Here is a 16,374-nt window from a genome sequence, read left to right on the forward strand (position 1 = left end):
GCGCCGCAGCGGCCACAATCTCCTTTTCGGGAGATTGAATATGTTGCAAAAGAATAAGACCCGCCTGGGCATGCTGGCCGGTATCGCTGCGGGCGCACTGTGGGGCCTTGTGTTCCTGGCGCCGGCGCTGCTGCCCGCGTTCCAGCCGCTGGAATTGTCGGTGGGCCGCTACCTGGCCTACGGCCTGATTGCGGCCGTGCTGGTCGCGCCGTCGTGGCGGCGCCTGCTGCGCAGCCTGGGCTGGCGCGAATGGCGGGGCTTGATCTGGCTCAGCCTGACCGGCAACATCATCTATTACGTGCTGCTGGCCAGCGCCGTGCAGACGGGCGGGGTGGCCATGACGTCGATGGTGATCGGCCTGCTGCCGCTGGTCGTCACCGTGGTCGGCAGCCGCGACCACGATGCCGTGCCGCTGCGCAAGCTGCTCCCTTCGTTGCTGCTCAGCGGTGCCGGCTTGTTGTGCATCAGCTGGCAGTCGCTCGCGCATCCCGGCCATGCATCGCTGCTGGGACTGTTGTGCGCGCTGGCGGCGCTGCTGTCGTGGACGGTGTATGCCGTCGGCAACAGCCGCTGGCTGGGGCGCTTGCGCGCGGTGTCGGCGCAGGAGTGGAATCTGCTGACGGGCGTGGTGACGGGCGCCGCTGCATTGCTGCTGGCGATTCCCGTCGCGCTTGCGGCACCGGCCGCGCATGGCGGCACGGCATGGCTGCAGTTCGCCGGCCTCGTCACGGGTGTGGCGCTGCTGTGTTCAGTCGTCGGCAACGGCTTGTGGAATTACGCCAGCCGCGTGCTGCCGCTGACCTTGATGGGGCAGATGATCGTCTTTGAATTCCTGTTTGCCCTGTTGTACGGCTATGCGTGGGAGCGGCGCTGGCCCACCGCGGCGGAATCTGCGGCGACGGCGCTGCTGCTGGCGGGCGCGCTGGCTTGCGCGGTGGCGCACCGGCCGCAGCGGGCGGCCAGCGCGGCGACGGCCCGGGCGGCATAAGGCGCGGCGCGGGCCAGGCCCTTCAGTCGCGTTCCGGCACCGGCACGTTGAAGCCGTTCAGCGTCGTCGATACCAGTGCGTACAGGCCCACGAGGTAGATCAGCTCGTTGATGCCGTGCTGGCCGAAGGTGGCCAGCGCCAGGCGGTACAGCGGCTCCGGCAGCGTGCCGCCACGGCTGAGCGCGTAGGCCAGGTCGTAGGCCACGCTTTCCTGCTTGTCCAGGTCGAGCGGCTTGACGTCCGCTACCAGCGTGGCGAGGCGCTCGGCAGGCATGCCTTCGCGCTCCGCGACGGCGATGTGGGCGTAGATTTCATAGGCGGCGTTGTAGCGCGCGCCAACCACCAGGATGGCAATCTGGCGCACCTTGTCGGGCAGCGTGGCGTTGGCCGTCATGGCCAGGGTCAGGTTCCAGATCGCCTTGCCGATGGCCGGTTCGTGCAGCCACGGATTCCACGGCCCCATCAGGGCGCCATCTTCGCGCACGGCGATGAAATCGTTGAAATTGCTGGTGATGCCTTTGCGCATATCGTCGTACAGCGGCTGTTGTTCTTGTGTCAGGTCTTTCGGAGCGATCAGGGGCAGGCGCATGGAAACTCCTTGCAGGGTAGGTGGGCGGCGGGAGCCAGCAGCCAGTATAGCCATCTGGCTGGCGGCTGCCTTACGCTGTCGCACACGTGCGCGGCCTGCGCCTACCTGCGCGGCTCGTGGATGCGGAATTTCTTGACGATGCCGGCCTGGTCGAACATGACGGCCACTTCGCGCGTGCCTTTTTCGCCCAGCAGGGGGATCAGGCGCGTCACGCTGGGCGTTTTCAGCTGGTTCTTGTAGACCCAGACTTCATAGCCGGGATCGAAGCTGACGACGGTGGCGTTGCCCAGGGCCGCGTCGAGGTCGAGGCGGGTGGTCTTGCCGACCTTGATGTTTTGATAGATGGCGCCATTGTCCGGCGCACGGTTGACCTTGTATTCACTGGCGGTGCACATGGCCACGGCCAGGCCCGCGAGGCAGGAAGCTGCCAGTTTTATCAATGTGTTCATATGGACTCCCAGTGTGCATCACTGCTTCCAATCTCAGAGGGGACGGGCGTGATGTCAGGAGGGAGTGTGCTTGTGTCGCCGCGAATGTGCTACAAGATTATACAAAGGTGCAAAATTTGATGCTGTCGGTACCGGCTGGCGGTACCTTCAGCGATTTTGCAGCACGTCGGTCGACAGCGCCAGGGTTTCCTTGATTTCTTCCATCACCACATAGCTCTTCGATTGCGCGGCGCCCGGCAACTGCAGCAGCATGTCGCCCAGCAGCTTGCGGTACTCGGCCATTTCATGGATGCGCGCCTTGATCAGGTAATCGAAGTCGCCCGACACCAGGTGGCATTCCTGCACTTCGGGAATCTGCAGCACTTCGCGGCGGAATTGCTCGAAGGCGGACGCGGATTTTTGATTCAGCGTAATCTCTACAAAGACGAGCAGCTTGGCGCCCAGCGCGGCCGGGTTCACCTTGGCGTGGTAGCCCGTGATGACGCCGTCACGCTCCATGCGCTTGACCCGCTCGATGCAGGGCGTGATGGACAATCCCACCTGTTCGCCCAGGTCTTTCATCGAGATGCGGCCATCCTGTTGCAGGATGCGCAGGATGTGGCGATCCAGCTTGTCGAGGCCACGTGCCGATTCTTTAAGGATTCTCATGATTTATTGCTGAATATCTCGATTTATACGTGAACAAATACTGGCTCTTTCCCAATATGATAGCGGTTAATCTGGCGTCAGCCTAAAAAAATATAATGAGGAAACTATGCGTATTGTGATTCTGGGTAGCGGCGTCATCGGCGTCACCAGTGCTTACTATCTGGCCAAGGCAGGACATGAGGTGACCGTCATCGACCGCCAGCCGGGCCCGGCACTGGAAACCAGCTTCGCGAATGCGGGGCAAATCTCGCCCGGCTACGCTTCGCCATGGGCTGCGCCCGGCATTCCCCTGAAGGCCGTGAAGTGGATGATGCAGCGCCACGCGCCCCTGGCCATCTCGCTCGACGGCAGCGCCGCCCAGCTCAAATGGATGTGGCAGATGTTGCGTAATTGCACACCGGAAGCGTATGCCGTAAACAAGGAACGCATGGTGCGCCTGGCTGAATACAGCCGCGACTGCTTCAAGGTGCTGCGCGCCGAGGCCGGCATCACGTATGAAGGCCGCCAGCAAGGCACGATGCAATTGTTCCGCACCGAAAAACAATACAACGACGCCGCCAAGGATATCGAAGTATTGAAAGACGCGGGCGTGCCGTACGAAGTGCTGCAGCGCAACGAACTGTCGCGCGCCGAGCCGGCCCTGGAAGCGGTCAAGGATAAACTGTTCGGCGGCTTGCGCCTGCCCAACGATGAAACGGGCGATTGCCAGCTGTTTACCACCCGCCTGTCCGAGATGGCCGAGGCGCTGGGCGTGAAGTTCCGTTATGGCGTGTCCATCGATGCCTTGCTGACACAGGGCGACGAAATTGCTGGCGTGCAATGTGGCGCGGAAATCGTCAAGGCCGATTCCTATGTCGTGGCGCTCGGTTCCTACTCGACGGGCTTCATGAAGCCGCTGCTGGACATTCCCGTGTATCCATTGAAGGGCTATTCGATCACCGTGCCTATCGTTAACGCGGCCAAGGCGCCCGTGTCGACCATCCTCGATGAAACCTACAAGATCGCCGTCACGCGTTTCGACGACCGCATCCGCGTGGGCGGCATGGCGGAAATCGCCGGCTACAACCTGAACCTGAACCCGCGCCGCCGCGAAACGCTGGAAATGGTCGTCAACGACCTGTTCCCCGGCGGCGGCAACACGGCCGAGGCTACCTTCTGGACGGGCTTGCGCCCGATGACGCCGGACGGCACGCCGATCGTCGGCCGCACGCCGTTGCGCAATCTGTTCCTGAACACGGGCCACGGCACCCTAGGCTGGACCATGTCCTGCGGTTCCGCGCAATTGCTGGCGGACCTGATGTCGTCGAAAAAGCCGGCCATCCTGGCCGACGACCTGTCCGTCAGCCGCTACAGCGGCGCGCAGGGCAATGGCAAACTGCAGCACGCGGTGGCTTGAGATGGGGGCCAGTATGCCTCCGAAAGAGCGTAGCGGCGCCATCCTGACGGTGGACCTCGATGCCGTGCGCGCCAACTACCGCTTGCTGCGCGACAAGGCGCACCCGGCCGCCTGTTCGGCCGTCGTCAAATCCGACGCGTATGGCCTGGGCGCCGCGCAAGTGGGCGCGGCCCTGTATGAGGAAGGTTGCCGCCATTTCTTCGTGGCGCACCTGGAAGAGGGCATCAGCCTGCGCCCGCACGTGGCGCCGGACGCGTCCATCTTCGTGCTGCACGGCCCGCCCGTCGGCACGGAAGGCGAATTCACGGCCCATGGCTTGACGCCCGTGCTCAACAGCGAGCCGCAGGTGGCGGGCTGGCGCGCGCATGCAAAAGCGCTGGGCAGCACCCTGGATGCCATCGTGCAGGTCGATACGGGCATGTCGCGCATGGGTTTGTCGCCGCAGGAAATCGACGCCTGGCTGCTGGACCCGCACTTTCTTGACGGCATCAAGGTGCGCTACCTGATGAGCCACCTGGCCTGCGCCGACGAACGGAGCAACCCCATGAATGGCGAGCAGCTGACCCGTTTCATCGCCATCCGCGCCCGTTTGCCGCAGTACCGCGCCAGCCTGGCCAATTCATCGGGCATCTTTTTGTCGCCCGACTACCACTTCGACCTGGTGCGCCCGGGCGCGGCCCTGTACGGCATCGGGCCGCAGGGCGGGGAACCGAATCCCCTGCGCTCGGTCGTGCGCCTGCAAGGCAAGGTCTTGCAGACGCGCACGATTGCCGCCGGCGACCACGTGGGTTACAGCCGCCGCTACACGGCCAGCGAGCCGCGCCAGGTGGCGACGGTGTCCGTCGGCTACGCCGATGGCTGGCTGCGCAGCATGAGCAACCAGGGCCTGGCCATCGTCGACGGCGTGAAAGTGCCGCAGATCGGCGCCATCTCGATGGATTCCATCACCCTCGACGTGAGCGCCATCGCCGGCGACCGCGTCGCGCCGGGCAGCCTGGTCGACCTGATCTGCGCCGAACACCCGGTCGACGCCGTGGCGGCCATGGCCAATACCATCGGCTACGAGGTGCTGACCAACCTGGGCGGGCGCTATTACCGCGAGTACCAGGGCTTGGCACGCTAGGCAGCGCAAACCCGATGATTGTGTGGCAAGATAGTCCTGCAGTGAAGTTCACTCCAGGGCTATTTTTTCACCATCATCGGGGATATATATGAGTCAATATAACGTTGCTATCATCGTCGGCAGCTTGCGCAAGGATTCCTTCAACCGCAAGCTGGCCGACGCCATCATCAAGCTGGCGCCGCCCGAGTTTTCCTTCAAGCACATCGAAATCGGCGACTTGCCGCTGTACGACCAGGATGACGATGGCGCGCAGTCCGAGCAGGTGCTGCGCCTGAAATCGGAAATTTCCGCATCGCAAGCCTTGCTGTTTCTCACCCCCGAATACAACCGCTCGATTCCCGGCGTGCTGAAAAACGCCCTCGACCAGGGCTCGCGTCCATACGGCCAGAGCGTGTGGGGCGGCAAGCCGGGCGCCGTGCTCGGCGTTTCCGTCGGCGCCACGGGCACGGCCCTGGCGCAGCAGCATTTGCGCAATGTGCTCGCCTACCTGGACGTGCCGCTGCTGGGACAGCCTGAAATGTTTATCCAGGCCAAGGAAGGCCTGTTCGACGAGCATGGCGGCATCGGTCCGGCCAGCCTGGGTTTCTTCCAGGGCTGGATGCAGCGCTACGTGGACTGGGTCCGTAAACACGCCATCCACGCTTGATGCATGTCAAGGCGGCAACGCTTGGCGTTGCCGCTTGTACACATTCTTTGACCATTGATGCCAAGATTTCAATATTGGCACGGGTGTCTCGGTATAATGCGCCCTTTCTTTAGCGCAATACTTTCCCGACCATCCCATTTCTTGTCGACCCCATGTGGACTAAACCTGTTCTGCGCATGAATTTGCGCCGCTTGATCGTGCTCGTGGCCTTTACCAGCGCCCTGGTGTCCCTGGCCAATACCTTCTACGCCAGCTACAGCGTGCAGCGCCAGCTGCTGATCGATACCACCCTGGAAGCGAACCACGCGTATGCCAGCAAGCTGGCCAGCACGGCCGAGGATTTCCTGCAATCGGCGCGTCAGCAGCTGGCCTACAGCGCGGGCGGCCTGCCTTCGCGCATGGGCGACGAGCAATGGCTGACGGACGAGGCGCAACGCCTGCGTCTGCAAACGAACAGTTTCAATTCCGTGCTCATCGTCGATGCCCAGGGCAAGGTGCTGGGCGTGTCGCCGGAAACCCTGGCCCTGAAAAACCGCACGCTCGATTCGGCCGGCGCCATCCAGGCGCTGCGCGAGCGGCGCCCGCTGGTGACGCAGCCGTACATGTCGTCGGCCGGCAACCTGGTCGTGTTCATTTCGCATCCCATCCTGGGCAAGGATGGCCGCTACCTGGGCTACGTGGGCGGCAGCATTTACCTGAAACAGAAAAACATCCTGTACACCATGCTGGGCCAGCATTACTACCGCGACGGCTCCTACCTGTACGTGGTCGACCAGAACCGGCGCCTGCTGTACCACCCGGACCCCGACCGCCTGGGCGACGTGGCCGGCAGCAATGACGTCATCGACGCCATCATCGCCCAGCAGGGCGGCGGCAACCGGCGCATGAACAACAGCCTGGGCGTGGACATGCTGGCCGGCTACGCCATCATGCCGTCGACGGGCTGGGGCATCGTGGCGCAGCGCCCGACGGCCATGACCCTGGCCCCGCTGAACCAGCTGATGGCGAACACGGTATGGCACTCGCTGCCCATCGCCTTGCTGAGCCTGCCATTCATCTGGTGGCTGGCCAGCCTGATTTCACGGCCCCTGGTGCAGCTGGCCGAAGGCGCGCGGCGCATGGATGCGCCCGGAACGGCCGAGCACATCGCCGCCATCCGCTCGTGGTACGTGGAGGCGGCGCAAATCAAGAAAGCCTTGCTGAAAGGCTTGGCATTGTTGCAGAACAAGATCGGCAAGTTGAAGACCGACGTGCAGACGGACCCGCTGACGGGCCTGTCGAACCGGCGCGGCATGGCGGCGGCGCTGGAAGCGTGGCAGGCGCAGGCGCGGCCGTTTTCCGTCATCGCCATCGACATCGACCATTTCAAGCAAGTCAACGACCGCTGGGGCCATGCCGTGGGCGACGAAGTCATCCTGCGACTGGCGCAGCTGATGCGCGCCTGTTCGCGCGATGCCGACGTGCTGTGCCGCAATGGCGGCGATGAATTCATCATGCTGCTGCCCGATGCCGACCTCGACGTGGCCATGCAGGTGGCCGAGCGCTTGCGCGCCAAGGTGGCCGCCGCCGTGATTCCCGGCGCGGGCCTGGTCACGATATCGCTGGGCGTCGTGTCGTCGGAACAGGAAGCGGGCAGCACGGACGCCGTGCTGCGCGCCGCCGATGCGGCCCTGTACGTGGCCAAGGAAAACGGCCGCAATTGCGTGGGCATCACGGAGCCCGCCTGACGCGGTTTTCCGTTGGAGCGGTTTGATCTTGTCATTCGGCAAACGTCAAACTGATCCTATGTTTTCTCCCGTTTCTGAGTCTGTTATGTTTTACCCGGAAAGCCTAGAGTGGAGGCCTGGGTAAAACAGACGTCACACGTCGGGAAGGCAACACATGTTAGGGCTTACGGCACTGGAACTGGCGCGCGTCCAGTTCGGCTTCACCATCTCGTTCCACATCATTTTTCCTGCAATCACGATCGGCCTGGCCAGTTACCTGACGGTGCTGGAAGCGGCGTGGCTGCGCACGCAGGACGGCGTGTACCGCGACCTGTACCATTTCTGGTCGAAGATCTTCGCCGTCAACTTCGGCATGGGCGTCGTTTCCGGCCTCGTCATGGCTTACCAGTTCGGCACCAACTGGAGTTTCTTTTCCGATTACGCGGGCAGCATCACGGGGCCGCTGCTGGCCTATGAAGTGCTGACGGCCTTCTTCCTGGAAGCGGGCTTCCTCGGCGTGATGCTGTTCGGCTGGCACCGCGTGGGGCCCGGCCTGCACATGTTCGCCACGGCCATGGTGGCGCTGGGCACCTTGATCTCGGCCACGTGGATCATCGCCTCGAACAGCTGGATGCAGACGCCGCAGGGCCATGAAATCATCGACGGGCGCGTTGTACCCGTGGACTGGCTGGCTGTCATCTTCAATCCCTCGTTTCCGTACCGCCTGCTGCACATGAGCGTGGCCGCCTTCCTCGCCACGGCCTTGCTGGTGGTGGCGTCGGCCGCCTGGCATTTGCTGCGTGGCAACGACAACGCGGCCATCCGCAAGATGATGACCATGGGCTTGTCCATGCTGCTGGTCGTCGCGCCCATCCAGGCCGTCATCGGCGACGTGCACGGCTTGAATACCCTCGAGCACCAGCCGGCCAAGCTGGCCGCCATGGAAGGCCACTGGGAAAACACGGGCAACGAAGGCACGCCGCTGATCCTGTTCGGCTGGCCCGACATGGCGCGCGAAGAAACCTTGTACAAGGTGGAAATCCCCCGTTTGGGCGGCCTGATCCTCGCACACGACTGGAATGGCACGATTCCCGCCCTGAAGGAATTCGCGCCGCGCGACCGGCCCCCTTCCGCCGTCGTATTCTGGTCGTTCCGCCTGATGGCGGGGCTGGGCATGCTGATGATCGCGCTGGGCATCTGGAGCGCATGGTTGCGCTGGCGCAATACCTTGTGGCGTTCGCGCCTGTTCCTGCGCTGCGCCCTGTGGATGGGACCGAGCGGACTGGTGGCCATGCTGGCCGGCTGGTACACGACGGAAATCGGCCGCCAGCCGTGGACCGTGTACGGCTTGCTGCGCACGGAGGATGCCGTCTCGGCCCACGGCGCCACGCAGCTGGGCATCACCTTGCTGTTGTTCATCGTCATCTATTTTGCCGTGTTCGGCACGGGCATCGGCTACCTGCTGCGCCTGATCCGGGTGGGGCCGCAGCCGCACGAAGGGGAGAGCGTCGAGCATGGCGGCCCCGGCCAGGAACGCACGCCTGCACGGCCGATGTCGGCCGCGCATCTGGAAGAGCAAGCGCAAGGAGGACATTCGCATGGGCATTGATCTGCCACTACTGTGGGCCATTATTATCCTGTTCAGCATCATGATGTACGTCGTGATGGATGGTTTCGACCTGGGCATCGGCATCCTGTATCCGTTTTTCCAGGACAAGAGCGAGCGCGACGTGATGATGAATACGGTGGCGCCCGTCTGGGATGGCAATGAAACCTGGCTGGTGCTGGGCGGCGCCGGCATGCTGGCGGCCTTTCCGCTCGCGTATTCCGTCGTGCTCAGCGCCTGCTATCTGCCGCTCAGCTTCATGCTGATGGGCCTGATCTTCCGCGGCGTGGCCTTCGAATTCCGCTTCAAGGCGCGCGAGCACGAGCGCCACGTGTGGGACAAGGCCTTCATCGCCGGCTCTGTGGCGGCCGCCTTCTTCCAGGGCGTGACTCTGGGCGCCTACATCCAGGGCATGCCGGTGGTCAACCGCAGCTATGCGGGCGGCGCGCTGGACTGGCTCACGCCGTTTTCCCTGTTCACGGGCGCCGGGCTGGTGGCGGCGTATGCCTTGCTGGGCAGCACCTGGCTGATCATGAAGACGCAGGGCCGCCTGCAGGCGCGCGCCGTGCGCCTCACGCGCGTGCTCGTCTGGCTGCTGCTGGGCGTGATCGCCGTCATCAGCGTCTGGACGCCGCTGGTCGATCCGGCCATCGCCGCGCGCTGGTTTGCGCTGCCGCAATTGTTCTGGTTTTTGCCCGTGCCGCTGCTGGTACTGGGCGCGGGCTGGCTGCTGCTGCGCTCCCTGCGGCAGGGGCGGCAGGCGGCGCCGTTCCTGTGCACGCTGGCGCTCGTCTTCCTCGGCTACACGGGCCTGGGCATCAGCGTGTGGCCGCACATCATCCCGCCATCGGTCTCGATCTGGGAAGCGTCGTCGCCGCCGCAAAGCCAGGGCTTTACGCTGGTGGGCGCGCTGTTCATCATTCCCGTGATCCTGATGTATACGGTGTGGTCATATTATGTGTTTCGTGGCAAAGTCCTGCCGGAAGATGGCTATCACTGATGCAAGGACAACAGACATGGTGGAAACGACTGGCCTGGATGGCCGGCCTCTGGCTGGCCAGCGTGGCGACCCTGGGCTTGGCGGCCTGGGCGATGCGCCTGCTGATGCGGGCGGCGGGGATGGGCAGCTGATGGCGGACGGACAAGCATCCGGCATCCGCTGCGAGGTCGGCGGCCGGCGCCATCCGCTGGCCTTCCTCGGCTGCCGCGGACTCAATTACGGCCAGCACAGCGCGCTGCCGCTGCATCCGTTCCGCCTGAGCGTGCCGGAAACGGCGCTGGCGGGCTTGCTCGACGAGCCGTTCAACAGTTTTCTCCAGACTTGCCGCGAAGACGATTTGCAGTACGAGGAAAGCGACTTGCCCGAGTTGATGCATGCCGGCTATCCCGACATCACGGCCATGCTGGCGGGCCACCGGCCGCTGCTGGCCGGGATGCTGCTCGACTTCATGATCGGCGATGTGATGGATGCGATCGGGCGCGCCAGCGGCTACCGGCCCCTGCACGCACGCTACTGGGGCGATGTCGAGGCGGCGGACGGCCGCGCGTACTTCACCGTCAATCAAGTGCAGACCGTGTCGTTTGCCGATGGCCAGGTCATCTTCGAAGGGCAGGGCTATTACGGCGTGTACGTGATCTGGCTGACGCATGGCCGGCGAGCGTGAATAGGGACTTGACCTTCCTCATGTGGGAAGGTTTATAGTGGTGTCATGAACCGTGCCTTTTCCCGCTTTCTCGCCCGCTCGCTGCTCTGGCTGCTGGCCGTCACGCTGCCCATGCAGGGCTTTGCGTCGGCCATGCGCAGCTGCTGCGTGGACGAGCTGGCGGCGGTGGTCACGGTCGCCGTCGAGGCGCTGCCAACGCCCCAGTGCCACGACATGGCCGACATGGCCGACATGGCTGACATGCGGATGGCGGACCAGCCGATGAAAATGGCCATGGACGATGGCGGCGCCATGCACCATGGCCACGATTGCAGCAACCATGGCGCCTGCACCGTGGGCGCCGCGGCGCCGCCCGGCATGCCGCCCCTGCATGCCCTGACCCTGCGCGCGCCGCCCCCGGCGCTGGCGCCCGATTCCCTGTTCGCCGGGCATATCCCGTCCGGTCCCGAACGTCCCCCGAGAAGCACGCGCTCCGCCTGACCGCCCGTTGAACCTGGCGGTGCCGCCGTCGCACGTCCCTGCAGCTTGTATCGTGCACCGTGTTCCGGCCGCGCCAGCGTTCCAGTCGCGCGCCCGCCGCGCCATACCCTGTTCTTCAAGGAATACCATGAAATACCTGTTCAGCTTTGCGCTGGCTGTGCTGCCGCTGGCCGCCGCAGCGCAGTCACAGCCCGCCCCGCAAGAGGCGCAAGCCTCCGTGCCGGCCACCACTTACCGCTCCGCCTTCGCCGGCTACCGTCCCGCCGCCGAGGAAGATGCCACGCCCGACCAGGCCTGGCGCGCCGTCAACGACAAGGTCGGCAAGGCCGGCGGCCACATGGGCATGATGAAGATGGAAGGCCACAAGATGGAAGGCCATGCCATGAAGGGCCACACGATGCCGATGGATAAGCCCAGCCCCAAGCCCGATGCCCAGCCGGCCCCGCAACATCAGCACGAAGGACACTGACATGCCACGTTTCACCAAATCAACTTGCCTCACGCCGCTGGCGCTGGCGGCCGTCCTGCTGCTCAGCGGCTGCGCCAGCTTCAGCGCCGATGGCGGCATGCAGGCCGTGTCCGCGCTGGCTGACGCCCGCACGGGCGCGCCCGAGGCGCTGGCCGACAAGGGCGGCGAGGAAAAACTGGCGGCCTTGCTGGCCCAGCCCCTGGACGCGGATGGCGCCGTGCGCATCGCCCTGATGAACAACCACAGCATGAAAGTGGCGCTGGCCGAGCTGGGCGCGTCCGAGGCGGACCTGGTGCAGGCGGGGCGCTTGCGCAATCCCGGCCTGTCGTTCGGCCGCTCGCATGGCAGTCACGGCAATGAAATCGACCGCGGCGTCAGCTTCGACCTGGCCGGCTTGCTGACCATGCCGATGCGCGTGAACATCGAACGGGGCCGTTTCGAGCAAGCCAAGCTGCAAGCGGCCGGCAGCGCCGTGCAACTGGCGTCGGATACGCGCCGCGCCTACTTCAACGCGGTGGCTGCCGTGCAGACGGAACAGTTCATGCAGCGGGCGCTGCTGTCGGCCGAGGCGGGCGCCGAACTGGCCACGCGCTTGCAGCAGGCGGGCAACTGGAGCCGCCTCGACCAGGCGCGCCAGCAAGTGTTTTACGCGGACGCCGTCGGCGACCTGGCCCGCGCGCGCCACCAGGCCACGGCCACGCGCGAGCACCTGACGCGCTTGCTGGGCCTGTGGGGCAAGCAGACGACGTTCACTTTGCCGTCGCGCTTGCCCGATTTGCCGGCCAAGCCAGCCGAGGCGGGCAATATCGAGGCGCAAGCCATGGAGCAGCGCCTCGACGTGCAGATGAGTAAACTCGACGCGCATGCGACGGCCAGCGCGCTGGGCCTGTCCAAGGTGACGGGTTTCATCAACGTGCTCGACGTGGGCTACACCAACAAGAGCACGAGCGAGGCGCCCCGTGAAAACGGCTACGAAGTGTCGCTGGAGCTGCCCCTGTTCGACTGGGGCTCGGCGCGCAATGCGAAGGCGCAAGCCTTGTATGAGCAGTCGCTGCAGCGCACGGCGGGCACGGCAGTACGGGCCCGCTCGGAAGTGCGCGAGGCGTATTCCAGCTACCGCACGGCCTATGACCTGGCGCGCCACTACCGCGATGAAGTCGTGCCGCTGCGCAAGACGATTTCGCATGAAGTATTGCTGCGTTACAACGGCATGCTGGCCAGCGTCTTCGAACTGCTGGCCGATGCGCGTGAGCAAGTTGCCAGCGTCAACGGCGCCATCGACACCCAGCGCGATTTCTGGATTGCGCAAACTGAACTGCAAGGCGCCATCAATGGCAGCGGCCCTGCCAACAAGGAATAATGATGATTACACGTAGAAACTTTTTCATGAATGCGGGCGCGGTCGCCCTGAGTGCGGCAGCGGTGAGCCGCGTGGGCGCGGCATCGCTGCCGGAAGCCGTCAGCATGGCCGGCGCGGACACCAAGGCGCCGCCACCGCCGCCGAACGGGCGGCCGTACAACCCCGTCGTCACCCTGAATGGCTGGTCCTTGCCCTGGCGCATGAACAACAACGTCAAGGAATTCCACCTCGTTGCCGAACCCGTCGTGCGCGAACTGGCGCCCGGCATGATGGCCAATCTATGGGGCTACAACGGCCAGTCGCCCGGTCCCACCATCGAAGTGGTGGAGGGCGACCGCGTGCGCATTTTCGTCACCAACAAGTTGCCCGAACACACGAGCGTGCACTGGCATGGCCAGCGCTTGCCCAACGGCATGGACGGCGTCACGGGCCTGACCCAGCCGGGCATTCCTCCTGGCAAGACCTTCGTCTATGAATTCGTCGCCAAGCGGCCCGGCACCTTCATGTACCACCCGCACGCGGATGAAATGACGCAGATGGCCATGGGCATGATGGGTTTCTGGGTCACGCACCCGAAAGACCCGAATTTCATGAAGGTGGACCGCGATTTCGTCTTCTTGCTGAGCAACTACGACATCGATCCCGGCAGCTACACGCCGAAGATCATGACCATGACGGATTTCAATCTGTTCACCTTCAATAGCCGCGTCTTCCCCGGCATCGACCCCATGGTCGTGCGCCAGGGCGACAAGGTGCGCGTGCGCGTGGGCAATCTGACCATGACGAACCACCCGATCCACATGCATGGCCATGAATTCGAGGTGACGGGCACGGATGGCGGCTGGACGCGCCCCGAATCGCGCTGGCCCGAAGTGACGACGGACGTGGCCGTGGGCCAGATGCGGGCCGTGGAATTCACGGCCACGGACCTCGGCGACTGGGCTTTCCACTGCCACAAGTCGCACCACACGATGAATGCCATGGGACACGACGTGCCCACCATGATCGGCGTCGACCACCAGGGCGTGGCGGCGAAGATCAACCAGCTCGTGCCCGGCTACATGGTGATGGGCGAACGGGGCATGGCCGATATGGGCGAGATGCAGATGCCGATTCCCGACAATACCTTGCCGATGATGGCGGGCGACGGCCCCTTCGGCGCCATCGGCATGGGCGGCATGTTTACCACGGTCAAGGTGCGCAAGGATCAAAAAACCGGCGACTACCGCGATCCGGGCTGGTACAAGCACCCGGCCGGCAGCGTGGCCTATGAATGGACGGGCGCCTTGCCGGAACCCGTGCGCGGCCAGGGTACGGGCAAGCTGCCGGCCAAGGGGAGCGTCGAGATGACTGTGCGCAAACCTGGCGCACACGCGGGCCATTAACGCGGGCCATTAACGGAGGGGCGCCAAGCCCATGCCCGAACGGCTTGCCTAGCATGGCAAGCCGTTTTGCATGTTGCTATAAATCAAGGAATTGTTGTTTGGTGACAATCCGAGCATTTTTTTCCGTGTTTTTTCTTTATATTCAAGCCAGTACGCTCCAGTTGCATCGAGTATCGGCCAGTCTATGGGAGAAATCATGTTGAACCGGATGAAGGTGGGAACGCGCTTGCTGGCGGCATTCTTTTGCGTCGCGCTGATGGGGGCCATCGTGGCCGGCATCGGCATCTTCAACATGGGCAAGATCGATACCATGGCGGGGCAGATGTACAACCATGAACTGTTGGGCTTGTCGTACATCAAGGAAGCCAACATCGCCTTGATCAAGGTGGGCCGCGCGCGCAGCAACTTCTTGCTGGCCACGACCGCCGAGGAGCGCGCCACGCGCCAGGCCGACATCGCCAAATTCCTCGACTTGAATAAAAGTTACCTTGCCAAGGCGGAGCCGCTGTTCGTCACGCCGGCCGCCAAGGAACTGTTTGCGCGCTTCGCCGCCGTCGAAGCGGAATATATCGCCACCATGCAGCAGGCGCTGACCCTGGCGGCAGCCGAACCGCTGGCCCAGCGCAGCGCGCAACTGACTGAACTGCTCAACAAGACGCGCCAGCATGCCGATGAACTCGACGGCGTGCTGGACAAGCTGTCGCAGCAGAAGGAAGAGCGCGCCAAGGCCGCTTCCGAGCAGGCGTCCGGCGTGTACCAGGCCAGCCGCAGCTTCATGATTGCGCTGGTGCTGGGCAGCGTGGCGGCGGGCCTGGCGCTGGGGGCGCTGATCACGCGCGGACTGACGCGCCAGCTCGGTGGCGAACCGGCGTATGCCGTCAAGATCGCCGGCGCCATCGCCGAGGGCGACCTCACCGTCGATATCCGTACGGCCAGCCACGACAGCGCCAGCCTGCTGTTTGCCATGAAAACCATGCGCGACAAGCTGGTGGGCATCGTCAGCCAGGTGCGCTCGGGTACGGACACCATCAACACGGCCTCGGGCGAAATTGCCCAGGGTAACCTCGACTTGTCGTCCCGCACGGAAGAGCAGGCCAGTTCGCTGGAAGAAACGGCGTCGTCGATGGAAGAGCTGACGTCGGCCGTGCGGCAGAATGCGGACAATGCGCGCCAGGCCAATGCGCTGGCCGGCGCCGCGTCCGACGTGGCGGGCAAGGGCGGCGCCGTGGTGGGGCAGGTGGTGCAGACGATGGAATCGATCAACGCGTCGTCGCGCAAGATCGTCGACATCATCAGCGTCATCGACAGCATCGCCTTCCAGACGAACATCCTGGCCTTGAACGCGGCCGTGGAAGCGGCCAGGGCGGGCGAGGAGGGGCGCGGATTTGCCGTCGTCGCGTCCGAAGTGCGCAACCTGGCGCAACGCTCGGCCAGTGCCGCCAAGGAAATCAAGATTCTGATCGGCGACTCCGTCGAGCAGGTGGAAATCGGCTCCAGACTCGTGCATGACGCGGGCAAGACGATGGATGAAGTGGTCACCAGCGTGCGCCAGGTGGCCGACATCATGCAGGAAATCACAGCCGCCAGCGCCGAGCAAAGCGCCGGCATCGAGCAAGTCAACCAGGCCGTGCTGCAGATGGATCAGGTGACGCAGCAAAACGCGGCCCTGGTGGAAGAGGCGGCCGCGGCCGCCGAATCGCTGCAGGACCAGGCGCAGACCCTGACGGAACTGGTGGGCGTGTTCCGCCTGCATGCACAGGCGCAACAGATGGCCGTGCCGGCGTCCAGCAATGTCACGCCGCTGCGCCGGCCGGTGCCGGCCGCCAGGCAGGGCGTGCGGCGCCTGGCCTGAAATGGGGCGGGTC

The 16,374-nt window shown here is 64.4% G+C and carries 17 protein-coding genes; 14 read left to right on the forward strand and 3 right to left on the reverse strand.

The genetic code is table 11. From position 1 onward, the window contains the following. Positions 1-40 precede the first annotated feature (40 nt). Positions 41-988 (forward strand): DMT family transporter, encoded by a 948-nt coding sequence (locus O3298_RS08290; RefSeq protein WP_305059005.1) that lies wholly within the window; start codon positions 41-43, stop codon positions 986-988. A gap of 22 nt (positions 989-1,010) precedes the next feature. On the opposite strand, the gene O3298_RS08295 is transcribed toward O3298_RS08290, so the two are convergent. The 3 genes from O3298_RS08295 to O3298_RS08305 form a co-directional block, all read right to left on the reverse strand. Continuing rightward, positions 1,011-1,577 carry a carboxymuconolactone decarboxylase family protein gene (locus tag O3298_RS08295; protein ID WP_289897335.1) on the reverse strand — a complete coding sequence of 189 codons (567 nt, stop codon included), beginning with the start codon at positions 1,575-1,577 and terminating at the stop codon, positions 1,011-1,013. Between the two features lie 101 nt (positions 1,578-1,678). Then, positions 1,679-2,026 (reverse strand): hypothetical protein, encoded by a 348-nt coding sequence (locus O3298_RS08300; RefSeq protein WP_099667338.1) that lies wholly within the window; start codon positions 2,024-2,026, stop codon positions 1,679-1,681. A gap of 147 nt (positions 2,027-2,173) precedes the next feature. Further along, positions 2,174-2,674: an Lrp/AsnC ligand binding domain-containing protein gene (locus tag O3298_RS08305; RefSeq protein ID WP_070222192.1), complete on the reverse strand. Its 501-nt coding sequence runs from the start codon at positions 2,672-2,674 to the stop codon at positions 2,174-2,176. A gap of 106 nt (positions 2,675-2,780) precedes the next feature. Between O3298_RS08305 and O3298_RS08310 the strand changes: the two genes are divergently transcribed. The 13 genes from O3298_RS08310 (at position 2,781) to O3298_RS08370 (ending at position 16,361) form a co-directional block, all read left to right on the forward strand. Next, entirely contained in the window at positions 2,781-4,070 is a 1,290-nt protein-coding gene (locus O3298_RS08310; RefSeq protein WP_099667339.1) for a D-amino acid dehydrogenase, read from the forward strand. Positions 4,071-4,083: 13 nt separating this feature from the next. After that, positions 4,084-5,193: an alanine racemase gene (alr, locus tag O3298_RS08315; protein ID WP_305059006.1), complete on the forward strand. Its 1,110-nt coding sequence runs from the start codon at positions 4,084-4,086 to the stop codon at positions 5,191-5,193. Between the two features lie 88 nt (positions 5,194-5,281). Then, on the forward strand, positions 5,282-5,839 hold the full coding sequence (locus tag O3298_RS08320) for an NADPH-dependent FMN reductase (RefSeq protein WP_099667341.1): 558 nt from the start codon (positions 5,282-5,284) through the stop codon (positions 5,837-5,839). 176 nt (positions 5,840-6,015) lie between these two features. Continuing rightward, positions 6,016-7,566 (forward strand): sensor domain-containing diguanylate cyclase, encoded by a 1,551-nt coding sequence (locus tag O3298_RS08325; protein ID WP_305059007.1) that lies wholly within the window; start codon positions 6,016-6,018, stop codon positions 7,564-7,566. A gap of 154 nt (positions 7,567-7,720) precedes the next feature. Then, a complete protein-coding gene (locus tag O3298_RS08330) occupies positions 7,721-9,154 on the forward strand; it encodes a cytochrome ubiquinol oxidase subunit I (protein WP_099667343.1) in 1,434 nt (477 codons plus the stop codon). Further along, the gene (cydB, locus tag O3298_RS08335; protein WP_289914182.1) at positions 9,144-10,151 is read left to right on the forward strand and encodes a cytochrome d ubiquinol oxidase subunit II; all 1,008 of its coding nucleotides are present in this window, start codon (positions 9,144-9,146) and stop codon (positions 10,149-10,151) included. Before O3298_RS08330 ends, cydB begins: the two co-directional genes overlap by 11 nt. Positions 10,152-10,189: 38 nt before the next feature. Next, on the forward strand, positions 10,190-10,282 hold the full coding sequence (locus tag O3298_RS08340) for a DUF2474 family protein (protein ID WP_306558458.1): 93 nt from the start codon (positions 10,190-10,192) through the stop codon (positions 10,280-10,282). Further along, positions 10,282-10,815, forward strand: coding sequence for a hypothetical protein (locus tag O3298_RS08345; protein WP_251348143.1), 534 nt, complete (start codon positions 10,282-10,284; stop codon positions 10,813-10,815). Before O3298_RS08340 ends, O3298_RS08345 begins: the two co-directional genes overlap by 1 nt. A gap of 45 nt (positions 10,816-10,860) precedes the next feature. Beyond that, positions 10,861-11,295 (forward strand): hypothetical protein, encoded by a 435-nt coding sequence (locus O3298_RS08350; protein ID WP_305059008.1) that lies wholly within the window; start codon positions 10,861-10,863, stop codon positions 11,293-11,295. 127 nt (positions 11,296-11,422) lie between these two features. After that, positions 11,423-11,764 (forward strand): hypothetical protein, encoded by a 342-nt coding sequence (locus O3298_RS08355; RefSeq protein ID WP_289910635.1) that lies wholly within the window; start codon positions 11,423-11,425, stop codon positions 11,762-11,764. A gap of 1 nt (position 11,765) precedes the next feature. After that, a complete protein-coding gene (locus O3298_RS08360; protein ID WP_305059009.1) occupies positions 11,766-13,124 on the forward strand; it encodes a TolC family protein in 1,359 nt (452 codons plus the stop codon). Positions 13,125-13,126: 2 nt separating this feature from the next. Next, complete coding sequence (locus O3298_RS08365; RefSeq protein ID WP_305059010.1) at positions 13,127-14,509, forward strand: multicopper oxidase family protein; 1,383 nt, start codon at positions 13,127-13,129, stop codon at positions 14,507-14,509. Between the two features lie 196 nt (positions 14,510-14,705). After that, positions 14,706-16,361, forward strand: coding sequence for a methyl-accepting chemotaxis protein (locus O3298_RS08370; RefSeq protein ID WP_289914186.1), 1,656 nt, complete (start codon positions 14,706-14,708; stop codon positions 16,359-16,361). The last annotated feature ends 13 nt before the right edge of the window (positions 16,362-16,374 follow it).

It is taken from the genome of Janthinobacterium sp. SUN137 (assembly GCF_030587265.1).
Lineage (GTDB): Bacteria > Pseudomonadota > Gammaproteobacteria > Burkholderiales > Burkholderiaceae_D > Janthinobacterium > Janthinobacterium kumbetense.

Excerpts from the sequence above, each read along its gene's own strand:
- O3298_RS08355 (WP_289910635.1), top strand. The coding sequence starts at position 11,423 with ATGAAATACCTGTTCAGCTTTGCGCTGGCTGTGCTGCCGCTGGCCGCC.
- O3298_RS08370 (WP_289914186.1), top strand. The coding sequence starts at position 14,706 with ATGTTGAACCGGATGAAGGTGGGAACGCGCTTGCTGGCGGCATTCTTT.
- O3298_RS08290 (WP_305059005.1), top strand. The coding sequence starts at position 41 with ATGTTGCAAAAGAATAAGACCCGCCTGGGCATGCTGGCCGGTATCGCT.
- O3298_RS08340 (WP_306558458.1), top strand. The coding sequence starts at position 10,190 with ATGGCCGGCCTCTGGCTGGCCAGCGTGGCGACCCTGGGCTTGGCGGCC.
- O3298_RS08365 (WP_305059010.1), top strand. The coding sequence starts at position 13,127 with ATGATTACACGTAGAAACTTTTTCATGAATGCGGGCGCGGTCGCCCTG.
- alr (WP_305059006.1), top strand. The coding sequence starts at position 4,084 with ATGCCTCCGAAAGAGCGTAGCGGCGCCATCCTGACGGTGGACCTCGAT.
- O3298_RS08350 (WP_305059008.1), top strand. The coding sequence starts at position 10,861 with ATGAACCGTGCCTTTTCCCGCTTTCTCGCCCGCTCGCTGCTCTGGCTG.
- O3298_RS08360 (WP_305059009.1), top strand. The coding sequence starts at position 11,766 with ATGCCACGTTTCACCAAATCAACTTGCCTCACGCCGCTGGCGCTGGCG.
- cydB (WP_289914182.1), top strand. The coding sequence starts at position 9,144 with ATGGGCATTGATCTGCCACTACTGTGGGCCATTATTATCCTGTTCAGC.
- O3298_RS08305 (WP_070222192.1), bottom strand. The coding sequence starts at position 2,674 with ATGAGAATCCTTAAAGAATCGGCACGTGGCCTCGACAAGCTGGATCGC.
- O3298_RS08295 (WP_289897335.1), bottom strand. The coding sequence starts at position 1,577 with ATGCGCCTGCCCCTGATCGCTCCGAAAGACCTGACACAAGAACAACAG.
- O3298_RS08330 (WP_099667343.1), top strand. The coding sequence starts at position 7,721 with ATGTTAGGGCTTACGGCACTGGAACTGGCGCGCGTCCAGTTCGGCTTC.
- O3298_RS08310 (WP_099667339.1), top strand. The coding sequence starts at position 2,781 with ATGCGTATTGTGATTCTGGGTAGCGGCGTCATCGGCGTCACCAGTGCT.
- O3298_RS08345 (WP_251348143.1), top strand. The coding sequence starts at position 10,282 with ATGGCGGACGGACAAGCATCCGGCATCCGCTGCGAGGTCGGCGGCCGG.
- O3298_RS08300 (WP_099667338.1), bottom strand. The coding sequence starts at position 2,026 with ATGAACACATTGATAAAACTGGCAGCTTCCTGCCTCGCGGGCCTGGCC.
- O3298_RS08320 (WP_099667341.1), top strand. The coding sequence starts at position 5,282 with ATGAGTCAATATAACGTTGCTATCATCGTCGGCAGCTTGCGCAAGGAT.
- O3298_RS08325 (WP_305059007.1), top strand. The coding sequence starts at position 6,016 with ATGAATTTGCGCCGCTTGATCGTGCTCGTGGCCTTTACCAGCGCCCTG.